General features: G+C 70.4%; 17 protein-coding genes. 11 read left to right on the top strand and 6 right to left on the bottom strand.

Annotation, left to right across the window (positions count from 1 at the left end; all coding sequences use genetic code 11):
* The first annotated feature begins 69 nt into the window (after positions 1–69).
* Positions 70–288 carry a hypothetical protein gene (locus tag EDD92_RS20450; protein WP_123965659.1) on the top strand — a complete coding sequence of 73 codons (219 nt, stop codon included), beginning with the start codon at positions 70–72 and terminating at the stop codon, positions 286–288.
* A 63-nt stretch (positions 289–351) separates the two neighbouring features.
* On the opposite strand, the gene EDD92_RS20445 is transcribed toward EDD92_RS20450, so the two are convergent.
* Complete coding sequence (locus EDD92_RS20445) at positions 352–3,606, bottom strand: S41 family peptidase (protein ID WP_123965658.1); 3,255 nt, start codon at positions 3,604–3,606, stop codon at positions 352–354.
* Positions 3,607–3,782: 176 nt separating this feature from the next.
* On the opposite strand from EDD92_RS20445, the gene EDD92_RS20440 reads away from it, so the two are divergent.
* From EDD92_RS20440 to EDD92_RS20425, 4 genes are all read left to right on the top strand, one after another.
* Complete coding sequence (locus EDD92_RS20440; RefSeq protein WP_123965657.1) at positions 3,783–4,382, top strand: TetR/AcrR family transcriptional regulator; 600 nt, start codon at positions 3,783–3,785, stop codon at positions 4,380–4,382.
* A 152-nt stretch (positions 4,383–4,534) separates the two neighbouring features.
* Positions 4,535–6,757, top strand: coding sequence for an MMPL family transporter (locus EDD92_RS20435; RefSeq protein ID WP_123965656.1), 2,223 nt, complete (start codon positions 4,535–4,537; stop codon positions 6,755–6,757).
* Between the two features lie 145 nt (positions 6,758–6,902).
* Positions 6,903–7,316: a hypothetical protein gene (locus EDD92_RS20430; RefSeq protein WP_123965655.1), complete on the top strand. Its 414-nt coding sequence runs from the start codon at positions 6,903–6,905 to the stop codon at positions 7,314–7,316.
* Between the two features lie 9 nt (positions 7,317–7,325).
* Positions 7,326–7,880 carry a cysteine hydrolase family protein gene (locus tag EDD92_RS20425; protein WP_099929429.1) on the top strand — a complete coding sequence of 185 codons (555 nt, stop codon included), beginning with the start codon at positions 7,326–7,328 and terminating at the stop codon, positions 7,878–7,880.
* A gap of 33 nt (positions 7,881–7,913) precedes the next feature.
* On the opposite strand, the gene EDD92_RS20420 is transcribed toward EDD92_RS20425, so the two are convergent.
* Genes EDD92_RS20420 through EDD92_RS20410 form a run of 3 tightly spaced genes read right to left on the bottom strand, consistent with a single transcriptional unit; the run spans position 7,914 to position 8,928 of the window.
* Positions 7,914–8,195, bottom strand: coding sequence for a type II toxin-antitoxin system RelE/ParE family toxin (locus EDD92_RS20420; protein WP_123965654.1), 282 nt, complete (start codon positions 8,193–8,195; stop codon positions 7,914–7,916).
* Between the two features lie 4 nt (positions 8,196–8,199).
* Positions 8,200–8,481, bottom strand: a complete 282-nt coding sequence (locus EDD92_RS20415) for a type II toxin-antitoxin system Phd/YefM family antitoxin (protein ID WP_260326623.1) — start codon at positions 8,479–8,481, stop codon at positions 8,200–8,202.
* A gap of 24 nt (positions 8,482–8,505) precedes the next feature.
* Complete coding sequence (locus tag EDD92_RS20410) at positions 8,506–8,928, bottom strand: ATP-binding protein (protein WP_123965653.1); 423 nt, start codon at positions 8,926–8,928, stop codon at positions 8,506–8,508.
* A gap of 135 nt (positions 8,929–9,063) precedes the next feature.
* Between EDD92_RS20410 and EDD92_RS20405 the strand changes: the two genes are divergently transcribed.
* Both EDD92_RS20405 and EDD92_RS20400 read left to right on the top strand, forming a co-directional pair.
* A complete protein-coding gene (locus EDD92_RS20405) occupies positions 9,064–9,909 on the top strand; it encodes a helix-turn-helix transcriptional regulator (RefSeq protein ID WP_123965652.1) in 846 nt (281 codons plus the stop codon).
* Positions 9,906–10,094, top strand: coding sequence for a DUF397 domain-containing protein (locus EDD92_RS20400; protein WP_123965651.1), 189 nt, complete (start codon positions 9,906–9,908; stop codon positions 10,092–10,094). The genes EDD92_RS20405 and EDD92_RS20400 overlap by 4 nt, the downstream gene beginning before the upstream one ends.
* On the opposite strand, the gene EDD92_RS20395 is transcribed toward EDD92_RS20400, so the two are convergent.
* Both EDD92_RS20395 and EDD92_RS20390 read right to left on the bottom strand, forming a co-directional pair.
* Positions 10,072–11,352 carry a salicylate synthase gene (locus EDD92_RS20395; RefSeq protein WP_123965650.1) on the bottom strand — a complete coding sequence of 427 codons (1,281 nt, stop codon included), beginning with the start codon at positions 11,350–11,352 and terminating at the stop codon, positions 10,072–10,074. The genes EDD92_RS20400 and EDD92_RS20395 overlap by 23 nt on opposite strands.
* Positions 11,349–12,161, bottom strand: coding sequence for a class I SAM-dependent methyltransferase (locus EDD92_RS20390; protein WP_123965649.1), 813 nt, complete (start codon positions 12,159–12,161; stop codon positions 11,349–11,351). The genes EDD92_RS20395 and EDD92_RS20390 overlap by 4 nt, the downstream gene beginning before the upstream one ends.
* Before the next feature lie 142 nt (positions 12,162–12,303).
* Here EDD92_RS20390 and EDD92_RS20385 point away from each other — a divergent pair, with 142 nt between their 5' ends.
* The 4 genes from EDD92_RS20385 to EDD92_RS20370 all read left to right on the top strand — a co-directional run bounded on the left by EDD92_RS20385 (position 12,304) and on the right by EDD92_RS20370 (position 16,204).
* The gene (locus EDD92_RS20385; RefSeq protein WP_123965648.1) at positions 12,304–12,813 is read left to right on the top strand and encodes a YbaK/EbsC family protein; all 510 of its coding nucleotides are present in this window, start codon (positions 12,304–12,306) and stop codon (positions 12,811–12,813) included.
* Positions 12,810–13,655, top strand: coding sequence for an EamA family transporter (locus EDD92_RS20380; RefSeq protein WP_123965647.1), 846 nt, complete (start codon positions 12,810–12,812; stop codon positions 13,653–13,655). Before EDD92_RS20385 ends, EDD92_RS20380 begins: the two co-directional genes overlap by 4 nt.
* A 258-nt stretch (positions 13,656–13,913) precedes the next feature.
* Positions 13,914–14,858 carry an ABC transporter ATP-binding protein gene (locus EDD92_RS20375; protein ID WP_123965646.1) on the top strand — a complete coding sequence of 315 codons (945 nt, stop codon included), beginning with the start codon at positions 13,914–13,916 and terminating at the stop codon, positions 14,856–14,858.
* A complete protein-coding gene (locus EDD92_RS20370; RefSeq protein WP_123965645.1) occupies positions 14,855–16,204 on the top strand; it encodes an ABC transporter permease in 1,350 nt (449 codons plus the stop codon). Before EDD92_RS20375 ends, EDD92_RS20370 begins: the two co-directional genes overlap by 4 nt.
* Positions 16,205–16,209: the final 5 nt, after the last annotated feature.

Genomic DNA, 16,209 nt, shown 5'->3' with positions numbered 1-16,209 from the left:
TGGGCCGTGTGAATCTGGTCGAGGCCCGGTCAAGGGCCTTCCCCCCACCCACTACGGGAGTGAACCCACATGGGTATGAAGGACAAGTTCCAGGACCAGTCGGAACAGTGGCAGGAGCAGGCCAAGCAGAAGGCCCAGCAGGCCCGCGAGCAGGGCCAGCAGCGCGGCCGGCCGGGCCAGGAGCAGGGTCAGCGGCGTGGCAAGCCGGGCGAGCGCATGCGTGACGAGGAGACGGAGCGGTTGCAGCGGGAAGAGCAGGACCGCTTCGACCAGGACTACGACGTCTAGTCGTCCGGCCTGAGCCGGCAGTGTGGGGTGCCCTGTGGTTTTGGGGCACCCCACACTTGTGCTTCAAGGCCTTGCCCGGGGCGGCAGCTTCGGACGTGAGCGGTCCGGGACGTTGCTGTAATCCGGAGGGGTCGCCGGAGGGTTCGTCTCCAGCAACTCCACCGCCAACTGGACCGCGTCGTCCAGTTGTGCGTGGCGGCCCTCCGCCCAGTCCAGGGGGGTGCGGAGGATTTCCAGGTCCGGGGTGACGCCCTTGTTCTCCACGGTCCAGCCGTAGGCGTCGAACCAGGCCGCGTTCATCGGGACGGTGATGACCGTGCCGTCGCCGAGGCGGTGGCGGCCGGTCATGCCGACCACTCCGCCCCAGGTGCGCTGGCCGATCACGGGGCCGAGCTTGAGGAGCTTGATGGCCGCCGTGATCATGTCGCCGTCGGAGGAGGTCGCCTCGTCGGCCAGGGCCACCACCGGGCCCCTGGGCGCGTTGGACGCGTACGAGACCGGCTGGGCGTCGCGGGTGAGGTCCCAGCCCAGGATCGTGCGGGACAGTTTCTCGACGACCAGTTCGCTGATGTGGCCGCCCGCGTTGCCGCGTACGTCGACGATCAGGGCGGGCCTCGACACCTCCATCCGCAGGTCCCTGTTGAACTGGGCCCAGCCCGAGCCGCCCATGTCCGGGATGTGCAGATAGCCACAGCGGCCGCCGCTCAACTCCCGTACGACAGCGCGGCGTTTGGCCACCCAGTCCTGGTAGCGGAGGGGGCGTTCGTCGATCAGGGGGACCACGGCCACGCGGCGTGAGCGGCCCGCCTCGCCCTCGGCCGCGGTGAAGGTGAGCTCGACCGTGGTGCCGCCCGCACCCGCCAGCAGCGGGTACGGCCCCGTCAGCGGGTCCACGGGGCGGCCGTCGACGTGGGTCAGTACAGCGCCGTCCCTGATGCCGGTGCCCGCCAGCGGTGAGCGGGCCTTGGAGTCCGACGACTCACCCGGGAGGATCCGCTTGACCACCCAACCCTCCTGCCTGCGGACGAGGTTGGCGCCGAGCAGGCCCTGGAGGCGCTGGTAGTGGGGCGGGCCCTCGTTGCGGCGGGCGGCGGTGACGTAGGCGTGGGAGGTGCCCAGCTCGCCGAGGACTTCGCGCAGGAGGTCCGCGAACTCGTCGGGGGACGCGACCCGTTCGACCAGCGGGCGGTACTGGTCGAGCACCGCGTCCCAGTCGATGCCGCACATCCCGGGATCCCAGAAGTACGCGCGGATGAGACGGCCGGCCTCCTCGTACGACTGGCGCCACTCGGCGGCCGGGTCGACCTCGTGCAGGATGCGGCGCAGGTCGATCCAGACCGTCGTGTCGCCGTCGCCGGACTCGGAGGAGGGGACGGCCCGCAGCTCGCCCTCGTCGACCACGACCAGGCGGGTGCCGTCGCCGCTGAGTGCGAACCAGTCGAGGTGCTCCAGGAGTTCGGACTTCTTCGCCTTGCTGATGTTGAAGTGTTCGAGGGTCGGGCGGCCGGTGGTGTCGTCCGGGTTGGCGAACGTCTCGCCGAGCGCCCCCGAGATCGGCCAGCGCAGCCAGACCAGGCCGCCGCCCGCAACCGGGTACAGCGCCGAGTACTTGGAGGCGGTGACCGGGAAGGGGGTGACCCGGTTCTCCAGCCCTTCGATCTCGACGGTGACCGCGCCGTCGCCGCCCTCCTCCTCGTCCTCCACCGGGTCGAGGCCGCCGGCGGCCGGCCGGCCCTCCGGGGTGAGGGCGAAGGGGGAGGGGGTCGCGGAGGACAGGGGGACCAGGTACGGGCGGCAGCCGAGCGGGAAGGACAGGTCCCCGGTGTGGACGTCGTACACCGGGTCGAAGCCGCGCCAGGACAGGAAGGCGAGATAGCGGCCGTCCCTCGTGAACACAGGGTTCTCGTCCTCGAAGCGGCCGTTGGTCACGTCGACGATCAGGTGGTCCTTTATGCGCGCCATCTTGATCTGCCGCAGGGAGCGGCCGATTCCCGGGTGGGACCAGGTCAGCCACGCGCCGTCCGGGGAGAAGGCGAGGTCGCGCACCGGGCCGTTGACCGAGTGGATCAGCTCGGTCACCTCCCCGTTCGAATCCTCCGTTGCGTCGAGGAGCAGCAGGCGGCCGTTGTGCGAGGCGATGGCGAGGCGCTCGCCCTGCGGATCGGCGACGAGTTCCTGGACGCGTCCCAGTTCGCCGGAGGCCAGCCTGCGCGGCTCGCGGTCGCCGGTCGCGCGCGGCAGAGAGGCGATCTCGACGGCGTCCTCGCCCTCCGCGTCCGTCACATAGGCGACCTGGCCGGTCGAGCCGAGCATCTCCGGGAGGCGGACCCGTACGCCGGGGGTGTCGGTGATCGTGCGCGCCGGGCCGTCCCGGTGGGTGAGCCAGTACAGGCTGCCGCGTACGACGACGGCGCTCGCGCGGCCCGTCTCGTCGACCGAGATGCCGTCGACGTGCTGGGCGGCCGGGACCTGGTAGGTGCGCCGGCCCGCGCGCGGCCCGCTCAGCCGTACGTCCAAGGGGCGCGGCCCGGAGTCGGCGGCCAGGTCGTCGACGATCCACAGGTCGCCGGCGCACTGGTACACGACCCGGGTGCCGTCGCTCGAGGCGTGCCGGGCGTAGAAGGCGTCGTGGTCGGTGTGGCGGCGCAGGTCGGAGCCGTCGTAGGCGCAGGAGTAGAGGTTGCCGATGCCTTCGTGGTCGGAGAGGAAGGCGATCCGGCCGCCGACGAACATCGGGGAGTGCAGATGCCCCTCCAGGTCGGCAAGCAGGCGCTCGCCGTGCAGCCAGAGGCGGCCCATGGCGCCGCCGCGGTAGCGCTTCCAGGCGGCGGGTTCGTGGGGCGGGGTGCCGGTCAGGAGGAGGGTCCTGCGCTCTCCTTCGATGTCGGCGACCTGGATGTCGGAGACCGGACCCCAGGGGAGCTTGCGGCCGGGGTCGCCGTCGGGGGAGACCTTGTAGGCCCAGGTGAAGTACGAGAAGGGCTCACCGTGGGAGGCGACGGCGAGGATGGTGCCCCCTCTGTCCCCTTGGGCGGGTGTCCAGCCGCAGACCTGGGTGTCCGCGGAACCCCAGTAGGTGAGCTGCCGGCCCGGGCCGCCGTCCACCGGGACGGTGTGGATCTCGGGGACCAGACTGCGCCAGCTCGTGTACGCGATGGTGCGGCCGTCCGGGGAGAAGCGGGGGTGGCCGACCTTCGTACGGTCGACGGTGAGGCGCCAGGCGCGGCCCGGGCCGTCCAGGGGGGCGAGCCAGAGGTCGTCCTCGGCCACGAAGCACAACAGGTCACCGCTGAGATGGGGCAGGCGCAGATAGCTCACCTCCCCATGCTTTTCCGCCGGATGGGGCCGGGCAACTTGTGGGAACTTACGGATCCTTCACACACGTGAGCCAGCGCACGTACGAAACGGTTTCGTTTCGCAGGCATACAGGGTATCTTCATGAAGGTACGAAGCAGGCGCCAGGACGGCGCATCCCGAGCGGGAAGGTGAGTGGCATGACTGAGGTCGCAACGGCGCGTCGCAGTCGGATCACGCCCGAGCGTGAGGCCGAGTTGTACGAGGCCGTGCTCGACCTGCTCCGGGAAGTGGGCTACGACGCCGTCACCATGGACGCCGTGGCCGCCCGCACCAAGTCCAGCAAGGCGACGCTCTACCGCCAGTGGGGCGGCAAGGCCGAGCTGGTCGCCAAGGCGGTGCGGCACAACAAGCCGGGCGGCCTGGCCCTCGGCGAGATCGACACCGGGTCCCTCCGGGGCGATCTGCACGCCCTCACGATGCGGTCGGACGACTGCGAGATGGAGCAGAACTCCGCGCTGATGCGGGGCCTGGCCATGGCGGTCCACAGCAACCCCGACCTGCTGAAGGCGTTCAAGGAATTTCTCGTCGAGCCCGAGATGGCGGAGTTCCGTCGAGTGGTGCAGCGGGCGATCGACCGGGGTGAGGTCCGTGCCGACAACCCGGCGATCGACTACATGATGCACATGATGCTCGGCGGGTTCGCCGCCCGCACGATGCTCGACGAGCTGCCGCCGACGCAGTCCTTCCTCATTTCGTACATCGACGCCGTGGTCCTCCCCGCTCTCGGCGTCCAGTAGGTCCTCGTCCAGTAGGCCCTCACCCTTCCCCGCAGTTCCCTTTTTCACCTGACGTCACCGCTCAAGTCGTCGGGACGATCACCCCTGCCTCCCCGCCGGGCTGATCACCCCTGCCCTGAAAGACCCCACGACCTGACCGGGAGTACGCCTCCGTGGCCACGTTCCTCTACAAACTCGGCCGGTTCGCCTTCAGGCGACGGCACTTCGTCGCCCTGTTCTGGGTGGCGCTGCTGACCCTCGCGGGGGTCGGCGCGGCCAGCGCCCCCGCTGCGGGCTCCACCTCCTTCTCGATACCCGGCACCGAGGCGCAGAAGGCCTTCGACCTGCTGGAACAGCGCTTCCCCGGGATGAGTGCCGACGGCGCGACCGGACGCGTCGTCTTCAAGGCGCCCGCGGGCGAGAAGATGACCGACGCCGACAACAAGGCGACCGTCGAGAAGACGGTGAAGGAGCTGGCCGACGGCTCCGAGGTGGTCTCCGTCGCCGATCCCTACCAGGCGCACGCTGTCAGCAAGAACGGCACGGTCGCCTACGCGTCCGTGAAGTACAAGGTCTCCGGTATGGAGCTCAAGGACGCCTCCCGGGACGCCCTGAAGGAGGCCGCGCAGGACGCGCGCCACGCCGGGCTGACCGTCGAGATCGGCGGTGACGCGCTGCAGGCCGGGGCCGAGCCGGGAGCGGCCGGTGAGGTCGTGGGCCTCGCGATCGCCGCGGTCGTCCTCGTCATCACCCTGGGCTCACTGGTCGCGGCCGGACTGCCGCTGCTGACGGCGATCATCGGCGTCGGTATCGGTGTCTCCACCATCACCGTTCTGGCCAAGGCACTCGACCTGGGCGACACCGCGTCCACTCTGGCCCTGATGATCGGTCTCGCGGTCGGCATCGACTACGCGCTGTTCATCGTCTCCCGCTACCGCGGCGAACTGGCCGAGGGCCGCGACCGTGAGGAGGCCGTCGGACGCGCGGCCGGGACCGCCGGTTCGGCGGTGGTCTTCGCGGGCCTCACGGTCGTGATCGCACTGGCGGGCCTCTCGGTCGTCAACGTCCCGATGTTGACGAAGATGGGCCTTGCGGCGGCGGGCACGGTCGTGGTGGCCGTCCTCATCGCGCTGACCATGATCCCGGCACTCCTCGGCTACGCGGGCAGGAAGGTCAAGGCGGCGGGTGACAAGCGCCGCAAGAGCGCGGCCGGCACCCCCGAGAAGCCCGGTCTGGGCGCCCGCTGGGCGAGCTTCGTGATCCGCCGTCCGGCCGCCGTGCTGCTGCTCGGTGTGGTCGGTCTGGGGACGATCGCCGTCCCGGCCACCCAGCTGGAGCTGGGGCTGCCCGACGACGGTTCGCAGCCGACGTCCACGACGCAGCGCCGCGCCTACGACCTCCTCTCGGAGGGCTTCGGCCCCGGCTTCAACGGCCCCCTGATGATCGTGGTCGACGCCAAGGACAGCGACGCCCCCAGGGCGGCGGCCGACAAGGTGACCGACGGGATCAAGGGCCTCAAGGACGTCACCACGGTGACCCCGGCGGTGTTCAACAAGGCCGGCGACACCGCGACGATCACCGTGATCCCGGGCTCGAAGCCGTCCTCGGTGCAGACCGAGGACCTGGTGCACGCCATCCGTGACCAGGGTGCCGGCATCAAGGCCGACACGGGTGCGAAGGTGCTGGTCACCGGTACCACCGCGATGAACATCGACTTCTCGCAGAAGCTCAACGACGCCCTGATCCCGTATCTGGGGCTGGTGGTGGGCCTCGCCTTCCTGCTCCTGATCGCGGTCTTCCGCTCCATCCTGGTCCCGCTGAAGGCGGCACTCGGCTTCCTGCTCAGCGTGCTCGCCGCGCTCGGTGCCGTGGTCGCGGTCTTCCAGTGGGGCTGGCTCGGCGGCCTGCTGGGCGTCGAGCAGACCGGCCCGATCATGTCGATGATGCCGATCTTCATGGTGGGTGTGGTGTTCGGTCTCGCGATGGACTACGAGGTGTTCCTCGTGACCCGGATGCGCGAGGCGTACGTCCACGGCGAGACGCCGGGCCAGGCCGTGGTGACCGGCTTCCGGCACAGCGCACGGGTCGTGGCGGCCGCCGCGGCCATCATGATCGCGGTCTTCGGAGGCTTCATCACCTCCAGCGAGTCCATGATTAAGATGATCGGATTCGGCCTCGCGATCGCCGTCTTCTTCGACGCGTTCGTCGTGCGGATGGCGATCGTCCCGGCGGTCCTCGGCCTGCTCGGCAAGAGGGCCTGGTGGCTGCCGAAGTGGCTGGACCGGGCGGTGCCGAACGTGGACGTCGAGGGCGAGGGCCTGAAGACCCTCGGCGACGGCGATGCGAAGGACAGCGACAGCGATCCGGACGAGGAACGGGAGCTGGTGCGGGCCTGAGGCTCCGGCTGGTGGTGGGCGGCCTTCCGACCTGCATGGTGTAGTGCGCTACACCATGGGTTCGGGAGGCCGCTCCCTCGTTGCGGAGGCTGCCCGACGGGATCGTGGATCACGTAACGAGATCCCCTCCCGAAAGGCTCCTCCCATGCAGCACGCCCGCTCCGTCACACACCCCTTCGCCGCCGCCGTCAGGAAGTTCGTCGCGGACCTTCTGCTCTGGAGCTTCTTCGTGGCGGGCCTCGCCGCGAGCACGGCTGCGGGCGCGGTCCTCGACGGCACCGGCAAGAACGTGGCCAGTGGTGTCGGGGTGGTCGTCGCGCTCCTCGCCGGCTCGCGCATCGCGAAGAAGCCGAAGATCAAGGCGTTCCTGGGCCGCCCCGGCACGCTCTGGTTCCTGTTCCTCTTCAACGGCGCCACGGCCGCGGCCATGTACTTCACCATGGACGGCATCAAGGGCATCCTCGCCGCCGCGATGATGGGCCTGGTCTCCCTGGGTGCGGCCGGCGGTCTGGTCGCCGAACGCCGCAAGCGCAGGGCGATTGTCAGTGCCGCCGCCTAACGTGGCGGCATGACCACTCTTCAGGAACGCCCCCACACCGCCCTGCTGGTGATCGACGTCCAGCGGGGCGTCGTGGCGTCCGCGCACGAGCGGGACGCCGTCGTCGCCAACATCGCCGCCCTCGTCGACAAGGCTCGCGCGCAGGACGTGCCGGTCGTCTGGGTGCAGCACTCCGACGAAGGCCTGGCCAAGGGCAGCGAGGGGTGGGAGTACGTCCCCGAGCTGCCGCGCCGTGAGTCCGAGCCGCTGGTGCACAAGAACTACGGCGACTCCTTCGAGGGCACGGACCTGGAGGAGGTCCTCGCCGCGGCCGGAGTCGGCCGTCTCGTCGTGGCGGGTGCGGAGACGGACGCCTGCATACGCTCCACGATCCACGGTGCTTTCGTACGGGGCTACGACGTTACGCTCGTCGCCGACGCGCACACCACGAACGACAACAGCAAGTGGGGCGCCCCGCCTCCGGAGCAGGTCATCGCCCATACGAACCTGTACTGGCAGTACCACTCGGCACCGGGGCGGACGGCGGCGGTGACGGAGGCGAAGGGGGTGACGTTCGCGGACTGAGTCAGGAAAGGGGTCGCTTCCGACGGCGCGGCATCAGGGAACCTGGCGGTAGACATCGCGACGGTTGCCGACGGCCAGGACCCAGACGATCAGCTGGCCGTCCTCGACGGTGTAGACGACGCGGTAGTCGCCGATCCTGAGCCGCCATCGGGCTTCGTGACCCTGCAAGGCCTTGATGTCGAACCCCGTGGTCTCATTCGCGTCCATCGCCTTCTGCAATTCGGCGAGGCGATACAGAATCCGCAGAGCGTCCGGGCGCGGGATTTTTAGCATGTCCCGCTGCGCATGCCGCGTGAACCGCGTGGCATACCCCATGAGGTCAACCCTGGCCGGCGCGGAGCAGGGCGGCCATCTCTTCGAGGGAGACCGAGCCCTGCGTGCCCTCGGACTCGGCCTCGTCGGCCAGCTGGTTGAGCCACGCCTCTTCGGAGTCCTCGGCGATCTTGCGCAGGCGTTGGTATTCGTCGATGTCGATCACGACGGCTTCCTGCTTGCCGCGCCGGGTGATGATCGTCGGAGTGTCCTCCCGGTGGGCACGGTCTATGACGTCGGCAAGGTGATTGCGGACCTCGGCCATGGACTCGACTACCGGCTCACTCATGTAACGAATGTAGCAGATGTACATCTACAGAGTGCACTCCGCCCACACCGTCTTCCGCGGATACGGCCCCACGGCCACGCCCCACCGGTCCGACAGGCTGTCCACCAGGACAAGGCCCCGGCCCGACTCGGCGCCGGACCCTGCCGGGGCGAGGTGGGGGAGGCGGTCGGGGCGGGTGTCGGTCACCTCGATGCGGAGGGTGTCGGCGACGACGTAGAGGGTCAGGCGGAAGTCCCTGCCGGGGACGCGGCCATGCGTTGCCGCGTTGGCCGCCAGGTCGGCGACGATCTGCGTGGCGTTCTCCAACGGGAGCCCCCAGGTGCGGAGTTGCTCCGCGGTGAGGAGGCGGGCGAGGCGGGCGCCGAATGGTGTGGGGGACAGGCGGATGCTGAAGTTGCGGATGGGGGTGTCGAGTTGGCGGTCGGCCTCGGCCGTTTCTTGATTCATGTCACTCAGCGTGGCGGGTTCTGCCTACCGTGAGCGGTGACGGCGCGTGGGCGTTCGGTGACTGTCCGGCGTTTGTCTCGTGTTGTCTCGGCTGTCCGCGGTGCCCTTCGGGTACGTGGCGCGTTGGAGGTGGTCATGAACGAAGGTGTGGACGAGGCCGGTTGGGATGTGGAGCCGGGGGATGAGATCGAGCCGGTCGTGCAGGCCGTGGGGCACCTGCTCAAGGTGTGCCGCGAGGGGGCAGGGATGCGGTCGGCCGACTTCGCCGAAGTCATGGGCTACGGCGAGGACATGATCCGCAAGATGGAGAGGGGACAGCGGATCCCGAGGCCCGAGTTCCTGGACAGGGCGGACACGGTGCTGAAGGCGCAGGGGCATCTGCGTTCCTTCATGGAGGACATGCGCAAGGCGCGGTATCCGAAGAAGGTGCGGAAGATGGCTGAGATGGAGGAGCGGGCGGTCGAGGTGCTCCTCTATCGCAACCACAACCTCCACGGTCTGCTGCAGACGCCGGAGTACGCGAAGGCGCTGTTCGAGACCCACCAACCCGCGCTATCGGCAGACGTGGTCGAACGGGAGACAGCCGCCCGCATGTCCCGTAAGGCGATCTTCGAGCGTGACCCCGCTCCGACGCTCGGATTTGTCCAGGAGCAGGTGACGCTGGAGCGGCCGATTGGCGGGAGGATGGTGTTGCGCCGACAGCTCGAACACCTGCTGGATGTTGCGCAGTTGAGGAACGTCACGTTCCAGGTCATGCCGACCGACCGCGAGGACCACGCGGGTATGCAGGGCCTGATCGACGTGTTGAAGTTCGGTGACGGCACGGCGATCGGACGATCCGACGGCGCGTTCAACGGTCGGCCGGTCTCAAGTCACCGTGATCTTCAGATCCTCGAACTGCGCTATGGGATGATCCGGGCGCAGGCTCTCACGCCGAAAGAGTCGCTAGCGTTCGTCGAGCAAGTGCTGGGGAGATTATGAGCACCTCGGAACTCCGTTGGTTCAAGAGCAGTTACAGCGACAGCAGCGAGCCCGGCGACTGCGTCGAAGTCGCCGTAGCCCCCGCCACCATCCACATCCGCGACTCCAAGACCCCCGAGAACCCCCACCTCACGGTGGCGCCCACCACGTGGACGACGTTCCTCACGCACCTCTCCACACACTGACCCCGCGAAGCTTCTCGCAGGTCTCCTCGTGCTCCCGCTCCGGGCGGGACTGCCGCACCACACCCGCGCCCGCCTGGAGCCAGCACTCGCCGTTCCGCTCGTACACACTGCGGAGCACCAGCGCCGCATCGAGGGTGCCGGACGCGTCGCACGTCAGGACGGAACCGGCGTAGAGGCCCCGGGGGCGGCCTTCGAGAGCGCGGATCAAGGGGTAGGCCGGAGCCTTCGGGATCCCTGTCGCGGTCACCGCCGGGAATAGCGCGGCGAAGGCCTGCCAGGGGCCCAGGCCCGGGCGCAGGCGGCCGACCACACGGGACGCCAGGTGCTGGACCGTGCCCCGCTCCTCGACCGTCATGTACTCGCTGACGTAGGTGTCGTCGCAGACCGCGGTCATCTCCTCCACCGACAGGCGTACGGACACCGCGTGTTCGTGGATCTCCTTCGGGTCGCTCAGGAGCTCGGCACGGAGGCGGGCGTCCTCGACCGGCGAACCCGTACGCGCGCGCGTGCCGGCCAGGGGGCGGGTCCGTACATGGCCGTCCGCCGTCACCTCGACCACCGTCTCCGGGCTGAAGCCGGCCGCGCGGATGCCGCCGAGGTGCAGGAGGAAGGAACGGGCTGGTGTGTTGGCGCGGCGGCCGAGGGCGTACGTGGTGATCAGGTCGACCGGGCCGGGGACCGGCACCCGGCGGGACAGGATGACCTTCTCCAGCGGGCCAGGGCCGTTCAGTTCCACGAGGGCGGCTGCGACGGCGGCGCGGTAGTTGCCGGTGTCGGCGAGGGGGAGGTCGATGGGGGCACGGGGCTCCGGGATCGTTTCTGCGGGGGGTGTGTCGATGAGGGCGACGATGCGGTCCAGGCGGGCCGGGTCCACACAGCGCACCAGCACATCGTCGCCGTACGTCCTGATCTCGTCGGCCGGGACGATCAGGTGGAGGAGATCCACACCGGCCTCGGGCTCCAGGTCGACTCCCGCCAGCGCCGCACCCAGCTCGAACGCGGCCCAGCCGTACGCCCGCCACCCCGTCACCGGCATCGTCGCGAACCGCTGCTCGACCTCCGACAGATCACGGGCGCCGGGGCCCAGCCGGACCGAGGCCAGCGACCCGCCCGCCAGGGACCAGGCGCCGTCGCGCTCGTACACGACGTACGGGTCGAACAGACCGCTGCGAACGAGCCGCACGATCAGGGCGAGGGGGTTCTCGGCGGCGCGGGGCAGGCGGACCTCGCGGTAGCGGAGGTGGGTGGTCGTCATCATGCCGACTCCGAGTCCGTCTCCGGGCGGCGACCTCGGGCGCTGATCAGCGGGTAGGAGTTGACCACGAAGGCCGGGTCCTGCAGCAGGGCCCGGAAGGCGGTGAGTTCGGGGTCCGTGATGCCGTCCGCGCGCAACCGGTCCGCGGTCTGTTCGATGTTGACGCGGTGCAGGTCGATGCCGGGACTGCCGCCCGGCCAGGACTCGGCGTACGTCGACGCCGTGAGGTCCGTGAGTCCGGCGCGGGCCATGGCGCCCAGCACCCGGCGGCCCCACAGCGGGTCGCCTCCCGCCTTCTCCACCTGGGTGTGCAGGGCCCTCACGACGCGCTCGAAGAGGGCGGCCGCCGCCCCGGTGGGGGCCGCGAGGACCGGCGTCCATCCGCAGTCGAACTCCTCCAGCAGCAGCGAGCCGCCTGGGCGGAGGGCCTTCACCAGGCTGTCCAGCACGGGCAGCCGTTCCGGCAGGTGCAGCAGGACCAGGCGGGCGTGGATCAGGTCGTAGTGCGCGGTGGGCAGCGGGTCGGTCACGATGTCGTGCCGCAACAGGCGTACGTGCGGCGGGCGTTGAGGAACCTGCTGCGCCCAGCGCGGGTCGATGTCGGTGATCGTGACCTCGCCGTCCGGGCCGACCCGCTCGCCGAGCCAGTCGCCCAGCGAGCCGCCGCCTCCGCCGACCTCGAGGCATCTCCAGCCCGGCGCCAGGCCGGTCAGCTCCAGCCGACGGCGGGAGACCGCGTCGTAGCAGGTCTCCAGGGCGGAGAAACGGCCGGGGGTCTGTGCGTCGGCGTTGTCGAACAGGTAGCGGGACATGGTGCTTCCTCGTGCTTCCTCCCGGCCGTGCGGCGGTGGGGTCACCATGATCACGGAGTGGGACGGCGCAGCGGCAGGGCGCGCCGGGGCACTCGGACAACTCGGTCGCGTGCCGTACGCACGCAGCGCTAGCGTGCCGTGCATGACGACCGCCGATGCCGCCGAAAGCTCCGGAGCCAACCCCCGTTTCACCGCCGCCCTGAGCGAACTGGGACTCGGCGACCTGCACACCCGTATCCGCCGCTTCCCGGACGCGACCCGCACCGCCGCCGAGGCGGCCGCCGCGATCGGGTGCGAGCTGAGCGAGATCTGCAAGTCGCTGATCTTCGCGGCGGACGGGGTCCCGGTGCTGGTGCTGATGGACGGGGCGTCGCGGGTGGACGTCGAGCGGGTGCGGGAGGAACTCGGCGCCGAGAAGGTGACGCGGGCCAAGGCGGACGTCGTACGGGAGACGACCGGGTACGCGATCGGGGGTGTGCCGCCCTTCGGGCACCGTACGAGGACCCGGGTGCTGGCCGACCGTTCGCTGCTGGAGCACGACGTCGTGTGGGCGGCCGCCGGGAATCCGCACGCCGTGTTCCCCATGGAGCCCAAGGAGCTCGTCACCCGCGCCGGAGCCACCCTGGTGGACGTGCGCGAGCGCAGCTCGTGACGCCGCTGGTCGCCACGGCCGTCCTGTGCGCCGCGGTCACCCACGCCGGCTGGAACGCGATCGCCCACCGCATCACGGACAAGCTGGTCGGGTTCACGCTGATCGCTGGCGGCGGGATGCTGATCGGGCTGGCGATGGTGCCGTTCGTCCCGTTCCCGGCGTCCGGCGCGTGGCCGTACCTCGCCGCCTCCGCCTTCATCCACCTCGCGTACTACGTACTGCTCATGCGGTCCTTCCGGCTCGGCGACTTCGGGCAGGCGTATCCGATCGCCCGCGGCACCGCGCCCCTTGTGGTCACGGTGCTCGCCGCGGTGTTCGCGCACGAGGTGCCGAACGGGTGGGCGGCCGCCGGTATCGCCCTGTCCTGCGCGGGCCTGACCGGTGTCGCGCTGTGGGGGCTGCGCGGCAGCCGGCCCAACTGGGCGGCGATCGGCGCGGCCCTCGCCACCGGGCTGACCATCGCCGCGTACACGGTCGTGGACGGGCTGGGGGTGCGGGCGTCGGGCTCTTCCCTCGGGTACATCGCCTGGCTGATGGCGGTGGAGGGGTTCGCGATCCCGGTGTACGCGCTGACCCGGTGGCGGGGTGAATTCCTCGCCGTTCTCCGGCCGTTCGCGGGCGTGGGTCTCCTGGGCGGCGCCATGTCCGTCGCCGCGTACGGCCTGGTCCTGTGGGCCCAGACCAAGGCCGAACTGGCGCCCATCGCAGCGCTGCGCGAGTCGTCGATCATCGTCGGGGCGGCCATCGGAGCGGTGTTCTTCAAGGAGCGGTTCGGGGCGCCGCGGATCGCGGCGGCGGTGTTGCTGGTGGCGGGGATCGGCTTGATGCTGCGGGCGGGTTGACCAGCACCTGAGCGGGGCGGGGCTGTATCGACATGCGGCTCCGCCGCGATGGGGGTCCCCCGCTCGAGCGAAGTCGAGAGGGGGGGCGATCAGCCACGACAGGCCCGCAGACGACCAACGGCCTGAAACCGGCCCTTCCCGCGGAGCGCGACTTGCCTACGCCTTGACGATCCGTTCCGCGGGAGTTCAACTCTGCGTTTGTGCCTGGGTTGTGTGTTGTCCCTATGGTCCCAGCGGACATCGGGAGAAGGGGGGCCCATGGGGACACTCCACGCAGTTGTGGCTCGCGGGATCACCAAGTGCTTCGGCGACGTCGTCGCACTCGACGGTGTCGACCTGGACGTGACGCAGGGTCAGATCCATGGGCTGGTCGGTCCGAACGGCGCCGGCAAGACGACGCTGCTCGGTCTGCTGCTGGGTCTGGCCGTCGCCGACAGCGGGCGCCTCGAGATCCTCGGTACGCCGGTGGGGCGGGCGTTCGACGCTCCCGAAGGTGTCTCCGGTTTCGTGGACGGGCCGGGCCTCTACCCCTCGCTCACCGCCCGGCAGAACCTCGCCGCGCTGGCCCGGCTCCGCGGGCTCGACGCGGGCTCCGCAGGGATCGACGACGTGCTCGACCAGGTCGGGCTCACCGCCGTCGCCGACGACAAGGCCCGCGGCTTCTCGCTCGGCATGCGGCAGCGGCTCGGGCTCGCAGCCGCCCTGCTCACCAAGCCCCGGCTGCTCGTGCTCGACGAACCCTCCAACGGCCTCGACCCGGCCGGGAAACGGCACGTGCACCGTGTCCTCACCCGGCTCGCCGCGGACGGCACCAGCGTGGTGCTGTCGAGCCACCGTATGGACGACCTCGAGGCGCTGTGCTCCGAGGTCACCATCCTCGCCACCGGACGGGTCGTGTTCTCCGGCCCGCTGGGCAAGCTGGCCGCCGAGAACCGTGAACTCGACTACCGGGTGCGGACCTCCGACCCGCAGGCCGCGCGACGGCTGGCCGACGGCTCGGACGGCATCCGGGTCGTCGACGACGCCGGGATACGGCAGGACGACGAACTCCTCGTCGTGCGCGCCCTGGTGCCCGCCCTTGACGAACTGGTGGCGGGCCTCGTGCGGGCGGGCGTCGCGGTGCGCGAGCTCGCGCCCGTCGTATCGCCGCTGGAGGCCGCGTTCCTCGCCCTCACCGAGCAGGAGCAGGAGGCCGGCCGATGACCGCGACCGTCGCCGCCGACAAGGTTGTCAGGGCCCGCCGGGTCCCCGTTTCGCGCGGCTACCGCTTCGAACTGGTCAAGCTGGTCTCGCAGTGGCGGATCCGGCTGCTGGTGCTTGCCTGTTGGATTGCTCCCGCCCTCTTCGCCGCGGGGGTCAGTCAGCAGAGCACCCTGCCCAGCGACACGCTCTTCGGGCGCTGGATGCACGCCACCGGGTGGGCCGGGCCCCTGGTCATGCTCGGGTTCGCGGGCACCTATGCGCTGCCGTTGCTTGCTTCGGTGGTCGCCGGTGACGTGTTCGCCGCCGAGGACCGGCTCGGTACCTGGCGGCATCTGCTGGTCGCCGTGCGGTCGCCGCGACGGATCTTCGTGGCGAAGTCGCTCGCCAGCCTCACCGTCATCCTGCTGCTGGTGGCCGGGCTGGCCGTGTCCAGCGCGGTCGGCGGGCTGGTGTCGGTCGGCAACCAGCCTCTGGTCGGCCTCGACGGCCACCTGCTGGCACCCTCCGACGCCGCCGTCCGGGTCCTGCTCGCCTGGGTCGCGGCCCTCGCGCCGACGCTGGCCCTCGCCGCGATCGGACTGCTCGGGTCGGTCGCGCTGGGGCGGTCCCCGATGGGGCTGCTGCTGCCCCCGCTCGTCGCGCTCGCGATGTCGGTCGCCCAGATGCTGCCGCTGCCCGTCGCCGTGCGCCTCGCCCTGCCCGGCTACGCCTTCATCGCCTGGAACGGCCTGTTCACCGACCCCACGCAGCTCGGCCCGCTCCTGATCGGCATCACGGTCAGCCTGGTGTGGGCCCTGCTCGCGACCGCGCTGGCGTATCTTCTCTTCCTCCGGCGCGACTTCACCAACCTCGCCTACGACGGTTCCGGGCGCCGCGCGATCACCGTTGGGCTGCTGCCGCCGGCGGCACTGACCGCCCTCACGGTCGCCGTGGTCGCCGTAGCGACCCCCTCGACCGGCTCCGGCATCAAGCAGGACAAGGTCCAGCGGTCGGTGGCCACGGCGTTCGCCCACCTCTACCGCATGCAGACCGAGCAGCTTCACCGTCCCGCCGTCACCGAGGCGCAGCTGCGGGCCTCGGCGGCGTGCACCAAGAGCGACGGCCAGGCTGCCCAGGAGGGGGCGGGCAACGACTGGCGGTGTGTCGTGACCTGGCACCTGCCCGGGGTGCCGGTCGCGGGGACGGCGATCTATCAGCTCGACATCACCTCAGACGGGCGGTTCGTGGCCGACGGCGACGGTCCGAAGGAAGTCAACGGCTACTTCCTGGTGCGGACTTCGACCGGTGACGCCCCGAATCCGCTGTGGCAGTTCGACGGCAACGTCGAGCTGCTCGACACCCACTGAAGGGA

The organism is Streptomyces sp. TLI_185 (assembly GCF_003814765.1).
Classification (GTDB): Bacteria; Actinomycetota; Actinomycetes; order Streptomycetales; family Streptomycetaceae; genus Streptomyces.
Note: the sequence above shows the minus strand (reverse complement) of the source record. Positions and strands in the feature narration are given on the sequence as shown.